Raw genomic sequence first — 14,760 nt, forward strand, 5'->3', positions numbered from 1 at the left:
TCATTATTTCGCATCCAGTTTTCAAGGCGCAAATCTTGAATACAAGGCCCGTTGGTCAAGGGGTTAAGACACCTCCCTTTCACGGAGGTAACAGGGGTTCGAATCCCCTACGGGTCACCAATATTTACCCTAGGGGTAAAAAAGTATGGAGGCTTAGCTCAGCTGGGAGAGCATCTGCCTTACAAGCAGAGGGTCGGGGGTTCGATCCCCTCAGCCTCCACCATACGAGTTTTGTAATGCCGCGAGGTGGAGCAGTCCGGTAGCTCGTCGGGCTCATAACCCGAAGGTCACAGGTTCAAATCCTGTCTTCGCAACCAATTTTTTTTTCGGATCTTATCCGAAAGTAGCATGGAGCTGTGGTGTAGAGGCCTAACATGCCTGCCTGTCACGCAGGAGACCGCGGGTTCGAATCCCGTCAGCTCCGCCATTTTCACAAAGTTTTATGCCGGTGTAGCTCAGTTGGTAGAGCAACTGACTTGTAATCAGTAGGTCGTGGGTTCGACTCCTATCGCCGGCACCATCTTTACAACACAATATGCATGCGGTCGTGGCGGAATTGGCAGACGCGCTAGATTCAGGTTCTAGTGGTGTAACAGCCGTGGAGGTTCGAGTCCTCTCGACCGCACCATATGCGGAAGTGGCTCAGCGGTAGAGCATCGCCTTGCCAAGGCGAGGGTCGCGGGTTCGATTCCCGTCTTCCGCTCCATAATTTTTTTGCGGCCTTAGCTCAGCTGGATAGAGCGTTTGACTACGAATCAAAAGGTCAGGAGTTCGAATCTCTTAGGCCGCGCCATTTTTTCTTAATTGAATAACGGGATGTAGCTCAGCTTGGTAGAGCACCTGGTTTGGGACCAGGGGGTCGCATGTTCAAATCGTGTCATCCCGACCATTTCAATTCATTGGAGTCAGCAGACGTACTTGGTACGTAGGGCGGGCTTTTTTTAGTTTATGGACAATTATGGACAACTTAAAGATGAAGAGGTGAATTCTTATGCTGCGTATTGGGATTATTGGCTCTAACTTTATTACGGAAACGTTTATGAATGCAGCACGCCAGGTAGATAAGGTTGAAGTAACGGCGCTATATTCGCGTACGGAGGAGCGTGCAAAGGCTTATGCGGATGCACAGGGCATTCCTCATACCTTCACGGATCTGGAAGAGATGGCGCAAAGCAATCTGATTGACGCAATTTACATAGCAAGCCCGAATTCGCTTCATGCCGAGTATGCAATTACATTTATGAAGCATGGGAAGCATGTGCTTTGCGAGAAACCTCTAGCATCAAATGCTGCTGAAGTGCAAGCCATGTTCGAAGCGGCGCGGGAGAATAAGGTGCTGCTGATGGAAGCCATGAAGTCGACAGTGATGCCTAACTTTGAAGCGGTTCGCGAGAACCTCCACAAGATTGGCAAGGTACGTACTTTCTTTGCTTTGTTCTGCCAGTACTCTTCCCGCTATGACAAATACAAAGCAGGAGAAGTGCTTAATGCTTTCCTGCCGGAATTGTCGAACGGCTCCTTGATGGATATCGGAACATATTGTATATACCCGCTTGTCGTGCTGTTTGGCAAGCCGGATAGCGTCAAGGCTAGTGCGGTTATGCTGGAGTCCGGGGTGGACGGCAAGGGCAGTCTGATCCTGAATTACGGGGATATGGAAGCCGTCCTGCTGCACTCGAAGATCTCGAATTCGAATATGCCTGCTGAAATTCAGGGCGAAGAAGGCAATATGGTTATCGAGAGAATCAGTCAGCCGGCCAGCGTTCGGATCCAATACCGTGACGGGCGTCCTGAAGAAAACATCAGCAGACAGCAAGCGGATAATTCCATGGTATACGAGATTCAAGCTTTTGCCGAGCTTATTGAACGCGGCAAGCTTGAATCGCCGGTTAACTCCTATGCCAACTCTCTTGTTGTCATGGAGATTATGGACGAGGCACGCCGCCAGATCGGGCTTGCATACCCTGCGGACAAGAAGTAAGCTCATAAAAAAAGCAGGCTGTTCCGGATGAAAAGTCCGAAACAGCCTGTTCGATTATGGAGCAACCGCTTCCGGGGTCGGCTCGTTTTGCTCCAGCTGCTGCATAAGGAAGCCGGAAAGCTCCTGATAACGCTTGGTGATCGTAGCAGCGGATACTTCATATTTTTCGGCAAGATCGTTTTTGCTCTTACCGGATTCGGTAACCTCACAGACCATATATTCCAACGCCGCACAGAATGCGCCGGATTTGCGATACGATGGTTTCGTCATATTCGTGAAATCATGCCAGATCATAACCGCCATTGCGATATGGTTAGGCTTGTAATCCTGTTTCATGGAAGCAATAAGTTCATGCGCCAGTTCTGCATATTGCGGATTAGCCCACGTGGATTCGTGGTCAACCAAGTGAACCAGTTCAGCTTCTGTAAAATGACGAATTGCATTGGAGGCTTTGCTTGTTCTAGCCGATTGTTCGTCCTTCGACATGCAGCACTTTTTATATTTCAAGCCGCTGCCGCAGTGACATTGTTCATTTCTACCTAGTTTAGACATAAGAGCTCCTTCGTGCGAAAATCTTTTATGCAAGAGTACATTCCTATATAATAACATAAAAAGAGATATGGAAAAACGAAAAACCTTCATTTTCCATTCTTTTCGTCCGGGGTAATAATTTTCATACGCCCGGGACAAGAAGCAAAGAATAGTCATTATACATATTTAGAAAGGTGTGAATGAGCGATGACAAACGTTGCATTCGTTAACAATTTAACCAAGTACGCTGAACTAATCGTACGAGTAGGCGTTAATGTACAAAAGAACCAGGAGGTATTTATTACAGGGGCTATCGATCAAGCTGACCTTGTACGGCTTGTCGCCGAGCAGGCCTATTTGGCCGGAGCAAGCAATGTCCATGTCGATTGGACGGATGACAGCTTGTCGCGCCTCAAATACGAGAAGGCTGCCGATGAGGTATTTACCCGTTTCCCGGAATGGGAGACCGCCAAACGGAATTCCTTCGTTGAGCGTAATGCCGTATTTATCTCCATCGTTTCTTCCAGCCCGGATCTGCTGTCGGGCATTGACTCGCAGCGAATTGCCAACTTCCAAAAGGCTGCTGGCCAAGGTCTGCAAGCATTCCGCAGAGCGGTTCAATCCGATAAAGTGAGCTGGACCGTTGTAGCCGCGGCCGGTAAAGCATGGGCTTCCAAAGTATTCCCGAGCGTTAACGAAGAAGAAGCTGTCAACCAGCTGTGGGAAGCGATCTTCAAGGCGGTTCGTCTCCACTCGGAAGACCCGGTGAAAGCATGGGAAGAGCATAACGCTACGCTTCATTCCAAAGCGCAGGCGCTCGATGAGAATCGTTTTGTAAAGCTGCATTATACGGCTCCTGGTACGGATATGACGATCGAGCTTTCGGATAAGCATATTTGGGTTGCCGCAGGCAGCGAAAACCAGAACCATGTTTCCTTCATGGCTAACATGCCGACGGAGGAAGTATTTACGGTACCGCAAAAGACCGGGGTTAACGGTTATGTGTCCAGCACGAAACCACTCAGCTACGGCGGCAATATTATCGATAACTTCAAGATTACGTTTGAAGCCGGCCGGATCGTGAAGGTAGAAGCAGAGCAAGGCCAGGAAACTCTTCAAAAGCTTGTTGATACAGACGAAGGCTCGCATTACTTGGGCGAAGTTGCGCTTGTGCCGCATGAGTCGCCGATTTCGCAATCGAATATTCTGTTCTATAATACTTTGTTTGACGAGAATGCATCGAACCATCTGGCAATTGGCAGCGGTTATGCGTTTAATATCGACGGCGGGAAACAAATGTCTCCGGAAGAGCTGGCCGAGAACGGCGTAAATGCCAGCATCACGCATGTTGATTTTATGATCGGATCCGCTGAGATGGATATTGACGGCATCAAAGCCGATGGAACAATCGTGCCGATCTTCCGCAAAGGGAACTGGGCATTTTAAGAACGGTAGGTGAGGATGAAATGGCGAAGAAGAAAAGAACGGCACCTGCAGCGAGCCACAGGGCGAATACAAGCCCTCAGCAGGAGCAGGGGACAACGTTAAAGGATATGCTTAGCGCAGACGTACTGCAGAAGCTTAAAGCCCAATCTGACGAGATGAAGGCGGCTGAGGAGCAGCGGAAGCAGAAAGCGCGGACGGAAGCCGAGGAGGCCCGCAAGAAGGAACAGAAGCGCCTGGAGAGCGATATGGGCTATCTGCTGGAGAACAGCAAGCTGGATTGGCGAAAATATAAATAAGAGCAGGGAAGAGGCCTCTAAGCCGCGAGACATCGCGGTTTAGGGGCCTTTTCTTTTTTTGGGTAAGGCAGAATCGTGCTTGTCATCATATAACTATTAATAATAATATACAACTCCTTTCGCATAGGCATGGTATAGAAGATCGGGATTTTGGCGATTGCTGAGAGAAAGGGCTGAAATGTACATTGTACAGGTGACGACGATGAGAAAAAATTTATCGGGTAACAAGCTCCTTCTTCCGGAAGAGCTGCGGTTCCAGAACGTGACGGAGAGCAGGCTTACGATTCATGAGGTGTACGATCGCATATTGAATTTTATGGCGAGTGATCCAAGGGCGGCTTATCATTTTGTCATTGGGACAGACAGCCAAGGTTTTAACGGATATACGAAGTTCGTAACAGGCATCATTATCCGGCGGATGGGGAAGGGCGCTTGGGCTTGTTACAGGCAGGTTGTTGTCCCGCGGGAGCTGACCTCCCTGAAGGAGAAGCTGACGATGGAAACGGCTTTGTCCCAGGAGGTTGCCTATTATTTCGTGGATGGCGCTATCCAGCGGATGGAAGAAGTGCTGCTACCATTCGTTTACCAGGGAGCTTCGCTTGATTTATTTATCGATATCGACGCAGGCACGGAGCCAACCGTTAATAAGACATCGCTTTATGTAGAAGAGATGATCGACCGGGTAAAAGGGATGGGAACGTATCTGGCAAGGGTGAAGCCGGATTCCTACGCTGCATCGGCTTATGCCAACCGCCATACGAAGAAGCCTGTCCGATTCAAAAAGCGCCAGGGTCTTGTGTAAGTAGACGGCGTTTCTTTTTTTGCAACAATAATGAACAAGGTTTAGCTTAATTCATAGCAGGACAAGTTCTTAAGCAGCCGCAGGCCTTATGGCCTGCGGCTTTTTTGCGTTTCGGAAGGTTTTTTTTCGATAGCTGTAGAATGAAATACGTATAGGGGAAGGATGGGATGTCATGGGAAAGGAAAGGACGCTAGTCATTAGCGATATTCATGGTTGTTACGATGCTTTTAACCGGCTGCTCGAGCGGGTTAATTACGAGCCGGTAAAAGATCAGCTCATATTGCTAGGAGATTTCGTCAGCAAGGGGCCGGACAGCAAGATGGTTGTTGAACAATCGGCTAGCCTGGTCCGGGAGCATGGTGCCATTGCGGTTCAAGGCAATCACGACGAGCGCTTCGTGGATATTGTCCGCAACAAAACCAAAGAGGCAAGGGAGAAGTTCTTCCGCCATGGCGGCCGTCAGACCGTGTACAGCTATCTGAAGGGAAGCGATATGACGGGCAGCGAGGAGGATCTGCTGAACAGGCTCAGAGAGACGGTTCTCGAGCGTTATCCTTACCACGCGGATTTCCTCGAGCAGCTTCCTTATTACTACGAGGATAAGCATTTCATCTATGTGCATGCGGGACTGAATCCGAAGTACCCGAACTGGAAGGAACAGCCGAAGAGGGATTTCTTATACATTAAGGATTCGTTCCACAGGGCGGATACGGTCGTTGATAAAGTAGTCGTGTTCGGCCATACGAAAACCGTTGATCTGCATGGCAGAGCGGATGTCTGGTACGGCAAAGGCAAGATTGGAATCGACGGAGGCTGTGCCAGCGGCCTTCAATTGAACGCGCTTGAGATTATCGGCGAAGAGGTACGGTCATTCTCGGTGCCTGCAAGAAAAGCAGCGATATCATAGTAACAATCTGGAGCGGATATTCCGCTCCTTTTATTTTTAAGATTTTTAATATATAAGAGAAAGGTGAAGGATATAATCGAAAAATGTCGAACTTATGAGTAATAAGAACTATTTTCCAATATTTGAGGTGTAAAGATGAAGGCCATTCTGAAGTATACGATTTTCATTTTATTATCTATAGCAGTCATCACTTCAATAAGCCCCACGATCACCTTTGCGAATACAGAAGAATCAGCGTCGAAAATACGAATTACAGAGTGGCAGCTTCATCCGGGGAATGATGAGGATAACAAGATACCGCCTGCCGATGGCTGGATTACCGTGAAGGAAAACGAGAAGGAGCCGGTGTTGCCGAAAGGGACAAGTTCCATGTGGGTTAAAATTCAGCTGCCAGCTGAATTCGATTCACATGCAGGGCTGCTTGTTAATAAAGCTTATGCGCAAAATGTTTTTGCTTATATAAATGGATCGATGGTTTATGAATCGATCAGAGATCACTACTATGATGTAAATAAATTTGTAATTCCTTTGGATGGCCCAACAAATGAAACCCTTTACATCCATTTGGTAAACGAAACGGGGAACATAGGAATTAACGGTTTTGTTTTTGGCGATTATACGAATTTATATCGTAATATGGTTTTACAAGATTTACCTGATATTATTTTAGGAGCGGCATTTATTTTTGTAGCTGCCATTATGTTCTTTTGCATGATTTTTTTAAAAAAGGTTCATGTATCAGGATGGAAATCACTTAGCCTAATTATTTTATCCTTAGGCTGCTTACTGATTCTATATTCACCATTTTTATATTCAGTTTATGAGGAATATGGTTTTCTGTTTGCAACAGGAACCGACTTGTCCATTAATGTTTTATTTCCAGCCCTATTCTTCTTTTTGGAAACGATTTTTGGAAAAGGGAAATTCGCACTTGTACGTATTATAAAGTATTACGCAATGAGTCTTATTACCTTATCAACTATTGGGCTAGGTATAAATATTGCTACCGATAATGCTTACTATTCGATTTATTATTTAGTAACAACAACTTTATTTGCAATCGGAGTAATTGGTGGAGGTATTATTTTTGTCGGTTTGCTTGTCATTCATAGTTTAAAGAAACAGAAAGATGCAATTATTGTTTCTATTGGTTTTGGCATATTCATATTACTTGCGGTATTTGATATGTTCAAATATTATGCGGCTTCAAGAAACTATGAGTTTCTTTATTGGAAGTGGGGCATTGTATGCTTCATACTTTCTTTAGTTATCACGCTTGGGAGGCAGATTGTATTAAGTTTTGAGAAGGTCGTCACCTATTCAAAACAGCTAGAGATTTTTAATAATGAGCTTCAGCGCTCAGAGAAAATGGATATGATAAGTCAGCTTGCAGCTTCAGTAGCACATGAAGTTCGAAATCCCTTACAAGTAACACGTGGTTTTTTACAGCTTCTTGAGGAAAAAAGTATAAGCAACAAAGAAAAAAATTATATGGTCCTAGCTATTAATGAACTAGATCGTGCTTCTGAAATTATCACCGATTTTCTTACATTTGCGAAACCTCAGCTAGAACATGTTACATTACTTAATATAGCGAATGAGTTTAAGCATATAGGCAGTATGCTAATACCTTTGGCGAATTTACAAGGTGGAAAGCTTAAATTGAATATTCCAGATCATCTACAGATACAAGGGAATTCATCGAAATTTAAGCAAGCTTTTATTAACATGATTAAAAATAGTATTGAAGCATTAGAGGGTGATGGAGAAATCGAAATAAAAGGATACCGAGAAGATAATAGGGTTGTTGTTCAAATAAAAGACAATGGAATTGGGATGACCGAAAGCGAGCTTGCAAAGTTAGGTGAGCCTTATTATTCAAATAAAACTAAAGGTACTGGGCTAGGTCTTATGGTGACTTTTAGTATTATTGAAGTAATGCAAGGAAATATTGTATTTAAAAGCAGCAAAGGCATTGGAACTGAAGTTTATATTTCTTTTCCAGCAGCATAATAGAAGAACCCCTCCAAACTTTCGGAGGGGTTCTCTTGTATGTTCAATTACCAAGTGGGAATCTCTTCATTTGAAGCAGCTTTCATCATAGAAGGTTTCGGAGGGAGGACAAGATAGAAATGCTCTGGCGATTCTTCTACTACACTGATTTCAAAATTTTCTGGAATCTCAACGCCAAAGACATCTTTGATAGCTGCTTTAGGATCTGTCAACAACTGCTGTTTAAAAGCGTCGTCTTCCCAAGCCTTTTGAATAATTTGATCGCGAGTAACCTGATTCGACAAAATAACCCCTCCAAAATATGTAGTAATACCACTTTAGTACTAGAATTATAACATAATAGTTAGATAAATTATACTGAAATTTGTGAATTTTCGACAAAATATAATAAAATATGACTAGTCTATTAGACTGTGTTGTTAATTGATTAAATAACTGCTACTGAGTGGGAAAACAAAAAAGGAGCCAACATCAAAATTCGATGTTGGCTCCTTTTTGTTTATAAATTACCAGCTTGGAAATTCTTTAACGTCTTGTTGTTTCATTTCGGATGGCTTAGGCGGGATAACGAAGAAATATTCGTCGGACGATTCCTCTACTACTTTGATTTGCGCAGTAGTAGGAAGTTCGATACCAAATGCTTCTTTAACAGCAAGCTTAGGGTTAGCTATGAATTGTTGTTTGAAAGCTTCGTCCTCCCAGACCTTTTGAATGATTTGGTTACGAATAGCTTGAGGAGAAGTAGTGCGTGTATTAGGCGTCTCGAATTTGTCGAACAGTACAAATGGAGCAGGTGTTTGTTTCAATGCGATGTTTTTCATTTCTAAATCCCTCCATAATATATGTAATAATTTATATGTTCAAATAAATTATATCATATAAAATAGGCACATTATACTATTATCTAGGTATTATTCGACAGAATATAGTCGAATCCGCCAGACAACAATGCGGTTTTTGTCTCATCTACTTGTTTGGCAAAATGATAAAGATCTTCATAGATGGAGTAACTAAAGTGCAGTAGATGCTTTAATTGCAGGGTGTGATTGGCTATGAAACTGATATGTTCATGACAACTATTTGTATAGTCGAGCAAGATACTTCGATCGTAGATATAGGATTCAACTTCCAACACTTCGAGTGGCGCTTCTTGTTTTTTTATGGCTTTAATCATAGACAAGAGACAATTATAGTTATTATCTTGCAAATCTTCCTTCCAGTCTGCCAAATCATCTGCGAGCTGTAGGAGAACAAGACTATGGTCAACAAGCTGCTCCACTTCTTCGATTTTCTCCGGTTGATTTGCTAATAACAGGGCTCCTGTACTAGCTAGCTTAAGAGGAGAAGCTTTTTTGGCGATCATTAGATTATCCGACATGAAGTAGTCTTCTTTATTTTCGTTTACAACAGTTACTGCCCACTCGTTAACGTATTTCTGCCGATAGTTCCAGAATGGAGATGCTGCTTCAAACATTTCACGAAGAATAAACTCGAACTCGGAATGGAGAAGCTGCGCAAGAGCAAGTTGTTCTTTCCATGCGATAGGAGTCTCATCCATTACGTCGTCTTGCAGGAAGTAATAAAGCATATTGAATACGTTCGCCAATGAAAACTTACGACATTGTTCAACGGTTATGTTAGTGATCTCATTCATCCAATAGGGCAGCAGATAACATATATAGTTTTTTGCACTTTCCTTTTGAAAAACATCAAACTTGTCCAGATATACTAATCCCTTTTGATTAAATGGAGAAGGAAACTTATTGATTCTTACACGAGCTTCGGAAAAGACTTCTAATAATTCTTCCTTGAATGAATCTAAGTAGTTCCTAGTCATGATGCCCTCCATTAGTTAGTTCATTATTCATCACGCTTCATAACCTCCATCAAAGCAACAATCTTGACGGAGTTGAACTCCTCCGGAGAAAGGCGCGAGAGAAGAGTTTCCTTAATGGACTGCTTCTCTTCCGGCGTCAGGCCGTCCTTTGCTTTATCGGCGAGTCCGGTTAATTCCTTCATGGAGAACTTGCTGAGCAGAAGCTGGGCCGCTTCATCCTTATTCTTCACAACAAGCTGTCCGCCTGTGGACGGCTTGTCCGCCGGCTTTGTATCTTCCTTACCGCCGCTTGCCGCATTGCCAGAACTAGAACCTGATTTATCCGGCTTTTCCTCACTTGTACCTTCGGCTTTACCGCCGTTGCCGGCATCGGTAGAGATAGAGCCTTGCAGGGCTTCTACAGCCTTTTTATCGAAATATTTGGAGTTATCGGCAATGATCTGCTGAACGGCGGGATCCTTCTTGAACGACTCGATTTCATCGGTGGTCAGGATTTGATCGGCCATTTCATTCATCATTTTGTTGGATAAGTAGTGGAGCCCGATCTTGTAACCGGCAAATCCGACGACGCCAACGATGACGATCACGGTCAGCAGTCTGGTCCATATAACCGTGCTTTTCTTTAATGGCTTTCGGGAGCCGCCGGGATACTTGATCCAGGCTCTGCCGTCCTTGCTTTTGTACTTTTGAATACCTACGAGACGGAGGGGCGTATTCACCTTTTTGAATTCCATTTGTATCGAAATCTCCTTTTGTATCCCAGCTGTAATATGGCTTATTATACCATATATAAGTAGATTACTAGAAACCGATCTAGTCCCAATTCCTCACCTGCTCATTCGAAAGAACTAGCGGTAAACTAATTTACACTTTCCTGACTATTTGTTAAGTTTTGATTGAGAAATACTAATACTTCCATTAAGATAAGAGAAACGCTAGGTAAATTTTCCAGAACAGGACCAAGGTCGTGGATAGGACTGTACCTCAGCAGGTTAATGAAACCATGGCTCCTGCATTAAAGTTAGATGAGAAGCGTTACTTCTTTAATGTGGAGGTTGTCGGGCATGACAAGAGAGCTGGAGGTTTACGTTGTCTTAACGGACACGGGAACATTATTTACGAGAACGATTAAGTGGTTTACGAAGGATCCGCTTAATCATGCGTCGATCGCGTTTGACAGCGGGCTAAACGAAGTGTACAGCTTCGGCCGGAAAAACCCGCAGAATCCGTTCTTCGCCGGCTTTGTGAGGGAGAATATGCGCGGGCAGTTATTCGCCGAAGCCAGATGCGCCTTGTACCGCTGCCGCATACAACCGGCTGCTTACGCCAAGATGCGCGGCGTTATTGCGGAGATGGAACGGAATAGGGAGCTGTACCGGTATAATCTGATCGGGGTTATCGGACTGCTGTTTAACACTAGGATCATTAAGAGGGATTACGCCTATTTTTGCTCGGAATTTGTGGCATCGGTATTTGAGAAGAGTGGGGTCCATCTTGTAAATAAATCTTCGTTTCTTGTAACGCCGGGGGATCTAGAGAATACATCGAAGCTGGAGCTTGTGTACGAGGGCAGGCTGCAGGACTTATTAGATAAATGCATAAACGAGGAAGCTGGAAAACGCCTTGCGTAATAGACGCAAGGCGTTTTTGCTTTTTTTAACCGTTTACAACTTCGCCGCCGTTAATGTGGATGAATTGGCCGGTCACATAGCTGGAATCCTGGGAGGCCAGATATACGTAAGCCGGGGCAAGCTCATACGGCTGTCCGGCCCGTTTCATTGGCGTATCCGATCCAAAGGTGGATACGGATTGCTCATCGAAGGTGGACGGGATAAGCGGAGTCCAGATTGGACCGGGAGCAATGCCGTTGATCCTTATGCCGCGTCCGGCCAGGTTGGTTGCAAGCGCTCTTGTAAAAGAGACGATGGCGCCTTTGGTAGCGGAATAATCAATTAAGGTCGGATTGCCTTTATAGGCGGTGATCGATGCCGTATTAATGACGGATGCGCCTTGCTTCAGATGAGGAAGGGCGGCTCTCGTCATAAAGAACATGCCAAACACGTTAGTCCGGAACGTCTTCTCAAGCTGCTTCGCCGTAATATCTTCAAGCCGCTGCTGCACATGCTGCTCGGCTGCATTATTCACAAGAATGTCCAGCTTGCCAAAGGTCATCACCGTCTGCTCAACGGCATTCCGGCAAAATGCTTCATCCCCGATATCTCCGGGAATTAACAGGCAGCGTCTTCCGGCTTGCTCGATCTCCTGTTGAACAAGCTTGGCGTCTTCATGCTCATTGTAGTACACGATGCTTACGTCGCAGCCTTCGAGGGCGAACGCCACCGCAACCGCACGGCCGATACCGCTGTCTCCACCGGTAATAATGGCAGCTTTATTCTCAAGCTTGTTTGCCGCTTTATATTGATCGGTTTTATAGACTGGAAGCGGGTTCATCTCGGATTCTATGCCTGGCTGATGATTCTGATGCTGGGGCGGGAAAACCGCGGTCTTGTTGCTTGATGATTGTGACACAGGGTAAAGCCTCCTTTTCTGGATATCCGTTCTTGTCTATTAGTGTGGGAAGTTGGAAGGCCTGCTATACACTATGCTTGAGCGGAGGCGGAGGAATAGGCGAAAGCCTGTCTATATGCGACAAGTGTCTAATAAAGGGTTAGTGCTAAAAATGCTAATTGACAATGATTATCATTGTGAATATACTCATTGGTAGTTCATTACGGAATTATATATTAAATGGATGAGGGGTTAAGGATTCATGAAAATCAAGGTAGCTGCGGTAGTGCTGGCAAGCGCGGTCGTATTTGCGGGATGCGGCTCGAACAATAACAATGCGGATAATGCTAAAGAGGCTGCCGCGAATACTACAACAAATACAGAACAATCGGCGGCGCCGAAGGTGGAGAACTGGGATGAGATTACCGGCCAATACCGCCAGTATGCTCTCGATCAAACCGATAAGCTGGTTGCCGAAACCGATAAATTCGTTCAAGCGGTGAAGTCCGGCGATGTAGAGACGGCGAAGTCGCTGTACGCGCCAACCCGGATGTATTACGAGAGAATCGAGCCTATCGCGGAAGCTCTTGGCGATCTGGACCCTAATATCGATGCACGCGAAAATGATGTGGAGGAGAAAGACTGGCGCGGTTTCCACCGCATCGAGCAGGCGCTTTGGGTGAACAACGCAACTGCAGGCGCGGAAGATTATGCTTCCCGGTTACTTGACGATACGAAGACGCTTCGTGCCTTGATCGAAACGGTAGACGTAGAACCTAGCCTGCTCGTAACGGGAGCGGTTGAGCTGCTAAACGAGGTATCCTCTTCGAAGGTAACCGGCGAGGAAGAGCGCTATTCGCATACGGACCTGTATGATTTTGCGGCTAACGTGGAAGGCGCGAAAAAAATCTACGAGCTGCTGAAAGCCGAGCTGAACAAGCAGGACGCTGAATTGGAAGCGCAAATCGGCACAAGCTTTGACAACCTGGAGCAAGCACTCGCAGCGTATAAGAGCGGGGACGGATACGTTTCCTATACCGATCTGAAAGAGGAAGATACCAAGAAGTTGAGCCAATTGCTTGACGCATTAGCTGAACCGTTGTCCCATATGGGAACGATTCTGGGAGCGTAATGAGATGACAACAGACAACAAGAATAATCAAGCTGGAGACAGCATCTTGGAGAAACCGATCAGCCGCCGGGATATATTGCGGCTGGCCGGTGTTGGAGGCGCCGGGCTATTGCTTGGCGCTTCAGGCGTTGGAGCGATTTTCGGAGCAAAAGGCAGCTCCGCCTCGGTTGCGGCCAAGGCAAGCAGCGAGGGCAGGATAGAATTTTACGGCAAGCATCAGGCCGGCATAACGACACCCGCGCAGGATTTTCTGATGTTCGCTGCCTTTGATCTGACAACGAATTCGATTGATGACGTGCGCAAGCTGTTCAAGGCTTGGACGGAAGCTTCCGCATCCATGGCAAAGGGCGAAATGATTGGGGAGGTCAATGATAATCCGAATCTTCCTCCTGCCGATACGGGCGAAGCCGCGGGATTGAATCCTTCAAAAACAACGATTACGTTCGGCGTAGGACCGTCCTTCTTTGACGCGAGATTTGGGCTTGCCTCCAAACGGCCGGCTGCGCTTGTGGATTTGCCGGCCTTTGGCGGCGATGAGCTGCGCGAGGAATGGTGCGGCGGCGACATTGGGGTTCAGGTGAATGCCAACGACATGCAGACGGCCTTCCATGCGATCCGCAATCTGGCCCGCATCGCAAGGGGCAAGGCGGTGCTGCGCTGGACGCAGGAGGGGTTCCAGCGGACCGGCGGCGCCGATCCGAAGGGAGCAACTCCGCGAAACCTAATGGGCTTTAAGGACGGTACCGGCAATCCGGATACGAAGGACGAAGCGTTGATGAACGACGTCGTATGGGCGCAGAGCGGTGACGGCACGCCTTGGATGGCAGGCGGCAGCTATATGGTTGTCCGCCGCATCCGGATTCGGGTGGAAGTATGGGACCGTTCAACCCTTGGCGATCAGGAAGCGACATTTGGCCGGCATCGCGACAGCGGTGCGCCAATCGGCTCCAAGAACGAGTTCGATTCGGTGGACCTCGCCAAGAAGGATGAGAAAGGGAAGCCGCTTATCCCGGTAAATTCCCATGTTGCGCTGGCGCGGGGGAACGGCTCGGTCAAAATCCTCCGGCGATCCTATTCCTATTCGAGCGGCATGGATAACCGGACAGGGCAGTTTGATGCAGGACTCTTATTTATTTGTTATAACCGCGATACAAGAAAGCAGTTTATTCCGATGCAGCAGAAGCTTGGACAGATGGATGCCCTGAATGAATATATCGTTCACAACGGCAGCGCCGTATTTGCCTGCTTCCCTGGCGTACGCGAAGGCGGTTATATCGGCGATACGTTATTGTAGAAGGGAGAATGAC

At 46.3% G+C, this 14,760-nt stretch carries 15 protein-coding genes and 9 tRNA genes; 18 read left to right on the forward strand and 6 right to left on the reverse strand.

From position 1 onward, the window contains the following. Positions 1-45 precede the first annotated feature (45 nt). The 10 genes from CFI03_RS00005 (at position 46) to CFI03_RS00050 (ending at position 1,981) form a co-directional block, all read left to right on the forward strand. A tRNA-Glu gene (locus tag CFI03_RS00005) sits at positions 46-120 on the forward strand. Between the two features lie 27 nt (positions 121-147). Continuing rightward, a tRNA-Val gene (locus CFI03_RS00010) sits at positions 148-223 on the forward strand. A 17-nt stretch (positions 224-240) separates the two neighbouring features. Further along, positions 241-317 (forward strand) — tRNA-Met (locus tag CFI03_RS00015). 33 nt (positions 318-350) lie between these two features. After that, positions 351-427 (forward strand) — tRNA-Asp (locus CFI03_RS00020). Between the two features lie 17 nt (positions 428-444). Beyond that, positions 445-520: transfer RNA gene (locus CFI03_RS00025), tRNA-Thr, on the forward strand. Between the two features lie 21 nt (positions 521-541). Continuing rightward, a tRNA-Leu gene (locus CFI03_RS00030) sits at positions 542-628 on the forward strand. Between the two features lie 3 nt (positions 629-631). Then, positions 632-706 (forward strand) — tRNA-Gly (locus CFI03_RS00035). 10 nt (positions 707-716) lie between these two features. Beyond that, positions 717-793 (forward strand) — tRNA-Arg (locus CFI03_RS00040). A gap of 19 nt (positions 794-812) precedes the next feature. Next, positions 813-889: transfer RNA gene (locus CFI03_RS00045), tRNA-Pro, on the forward strand. A gap of 102 nt (positions 890-991) precedes the next feature. Next, the gene (locus CFI03_RS00050) at positions 992-1,981 is read left to right on the forward strand and encodes a Gfo/Idh/MocA family protein (RefSeq protein WP_116393611.1); all 990 of its coding nucleotides are present in this window, start codon (positions 992-994) and stop codon (positions 1,979-1,981) included. Between the two features lie 54 nt (positions 1,982-2,035). Here the strand turns inward: CFI03_RS00050 and CFI03_RS00055 are convergent, their stop codons facing one another. Continuing rightward, positions 2,036-2,533, reverse strand: coding sequence for an SEC-C metal-binding domain-containing protein (locus CFI03_RS00055; RefSeq protein ID WP_205411922.1), 498 nt, complete (start codon positions 2,531-2,533; stop codon positions 2,036-2,038). 186 nt (positions 2,534-2,719) lie between these two features. Here CFI03_RS00055 and CFI03_RS00060 point away from each other — a divergent pair, with 186 nt between their 5' ends. The 5 genes from CFI03_RS00060 (at position 2,720) to CFI03_RS00080 (ending at position 7,976) form a co-directional block, all read left to right on the forward strand. Next, positions 2,720-3,958: an aminopeptidase gene (locus CFI03_RS00060; protein ID WP_116393612.1), complete on the forward strand. Its 1,239-nt coding sequence runs from the start codon at positions 2,720-2,722 to the stop codon at positions 3,956-3,958. Positions 3,959-3,978: 20 nt separating this feature from the next. Then, entirely contained in the window at positions 3,979-4,254 is a 276-nt protein-coding gene (locus CFI03_RS00065; RefSeq protein WP_116393613.1) for a YqkE family protein, read from the forward strand. A gap of 178 nt (positions 4,255-4,432) precedes the next feature. Then, positions 4,433-5,056: a ribonuclease H-like YkuK family protein gene (locus CFI03_RS00070; protein ID WP_116393614.1), complete on the forward strand. Its 624-nt coding sequence runs from the start codon at positions 4,433-4,435 to the stop codon at positions 5,054-5,056. A gap of 172 nt (positions 5,057-5,228) precedes the next feature. Continuing rightward, positions 5,229-5,963 (forward strand): metallophosphoesterase, encoded by a 735-nt coding sequence (locus tag CFI03_RS00075; protein ID WP_116393615.1) that lies wholly within the window; start codon positions 5,229-5,231, stop codon positions 5,961-5,963. Between the two features lie 135 nt (positions 5,964-6,098). Next, a complete protein-coding gene (locus CFI03_RS00080; RefSeq protein WP_116393616.1) occupies positions 6,099-7,976 on the forward strand; it encodes a sensor histidine kinase in 1,878 nt (625 codons plus the stop codon). A gap of 47 nt (positions 7,977-8,023) precedes the next feature. Here the strand turns inward: CFI03_RS00080 and CFI03_RS00085 are convergent, their stop codons facing one another. From CFI03_RS00085 to CFI03_RS00100, 4 genes are all read right to left on the reverse strand, one after another. Next, positions 8,024-8,260: an NHLP leader peptide family RiPP precursor gene (locus CFI03_RS00085; protein ID WP_205411923.1), complete on the reverse strand. Its 237-nt coding sequence runs from the start codon at positions 8,258-8,260 to the stop codon at positions 8,024-8,026. Between the two features lie 222 nt (positions 8,261-8,482). Further along, on the reverse strand, positions 8,483-8,797 hold the full coding sequence (locus tag CFI03_RS00090; RefSeq protein ID WP_116393618.1) for an NHLP leader peptide family RiPP precursor: 315 nt from the start codon (positions 8,795-8,797) through the stop codon (positions 8,483-8,485). Between the two features lie 83 nt (positions 8,798-8,880). Beyond that, entirely contained in the window at positions 8,881-9,813 is a 933-nt protein-coding gene (locus CFI03_RS00095) for a class 1 isoprenoid biosynthesis enzyme (RefSeq protein ID WP_162862739.1), read from the reverse strand. A 23-nt stretch (positions 9,814-9,836) separates the two neighbouring features. Next, complete coding sequence (locus CFI03_RS00100; RefSeq protein ID WP_116393620.1) at positions 9,837-10,547, reverse strand: hypothetical protein; 711 nt, start codon at positions 10,545-10,547, stop codon at positions 9,837-9,839. Positions 10,548-10,877: 330 nt separating this feature from the next. Here CFI03_RS00100 and CFI03_RS00105 point away from each other — a divergent pair, with 330 nt between their 5' ends. Further along, the gene (locus tag CFI03_RS00105) at positions 10,878-11,444 is read left to right on the forward strand and encodes a hypothetical protein (protein WP_116393621.1); all 567 of its coding nucleotides are present in this window, start codon (positions 10,878-10,880) and stop codon (positions 11,442-11,444) included. 25 nt (positions 11,445-11,469) lie between these two features. On the opposite strand, the gene CFI03_RS00110 is transcribed toward CFI03_RS00105, so the two are convergent. Further along, entirely contained in the window at positions 11,470-12,342 is an 873-nt protein-coding gene (locus CFI03_RS00110) for an SDR family oxidoreductase (RefSeq protein ID WP_116393622.1), read from the reverse strand. A gap of 241 nt (positions 12,343-12,583) precedes the next feature. Between CFI03_RS00110 and efeO the strand changes: the two genes are divergently transcribed. Together efeO and efeB are read left to right on the forward strand one after the other, a co-directional pair. Then, a complete protein-coding gene (efeO, locus tag CFI03_RS00115; RefSeq protein ID WP_116393623.1) occupies positions 12,584-13,453 on the forward strand; it encodes an iron uptake system protein EfeO in 870 nt (289 codons plus the stop codon). Positions 13,454-13,457: 4 nt separating this feature from the next. Continuing rightward, positions 13,458-14,747, forward strand: coding sequence for an iron uptake transporter deferrochelatase/peroxidase subunit (gene efeB / locus CFI03_RS00120; protein ID WP_116393624.1), 1,290 nt, complete (start codon positions 13,458-13,460; stop codon positions 14,745-14,747). Positions 14,748-14,760: the final 13 nt, after the last annotated feature.

The sequence above is a fragment of the Paenibacillus sp. ATY16 genome (assembly GCF_003399985.2).
GTDB lineage: Bacteria > Bacillota > Bacilli > Paenibacillales > Paenibacillaceae > Pristimantibacillus > Pristimantibacillus glycanilyticus.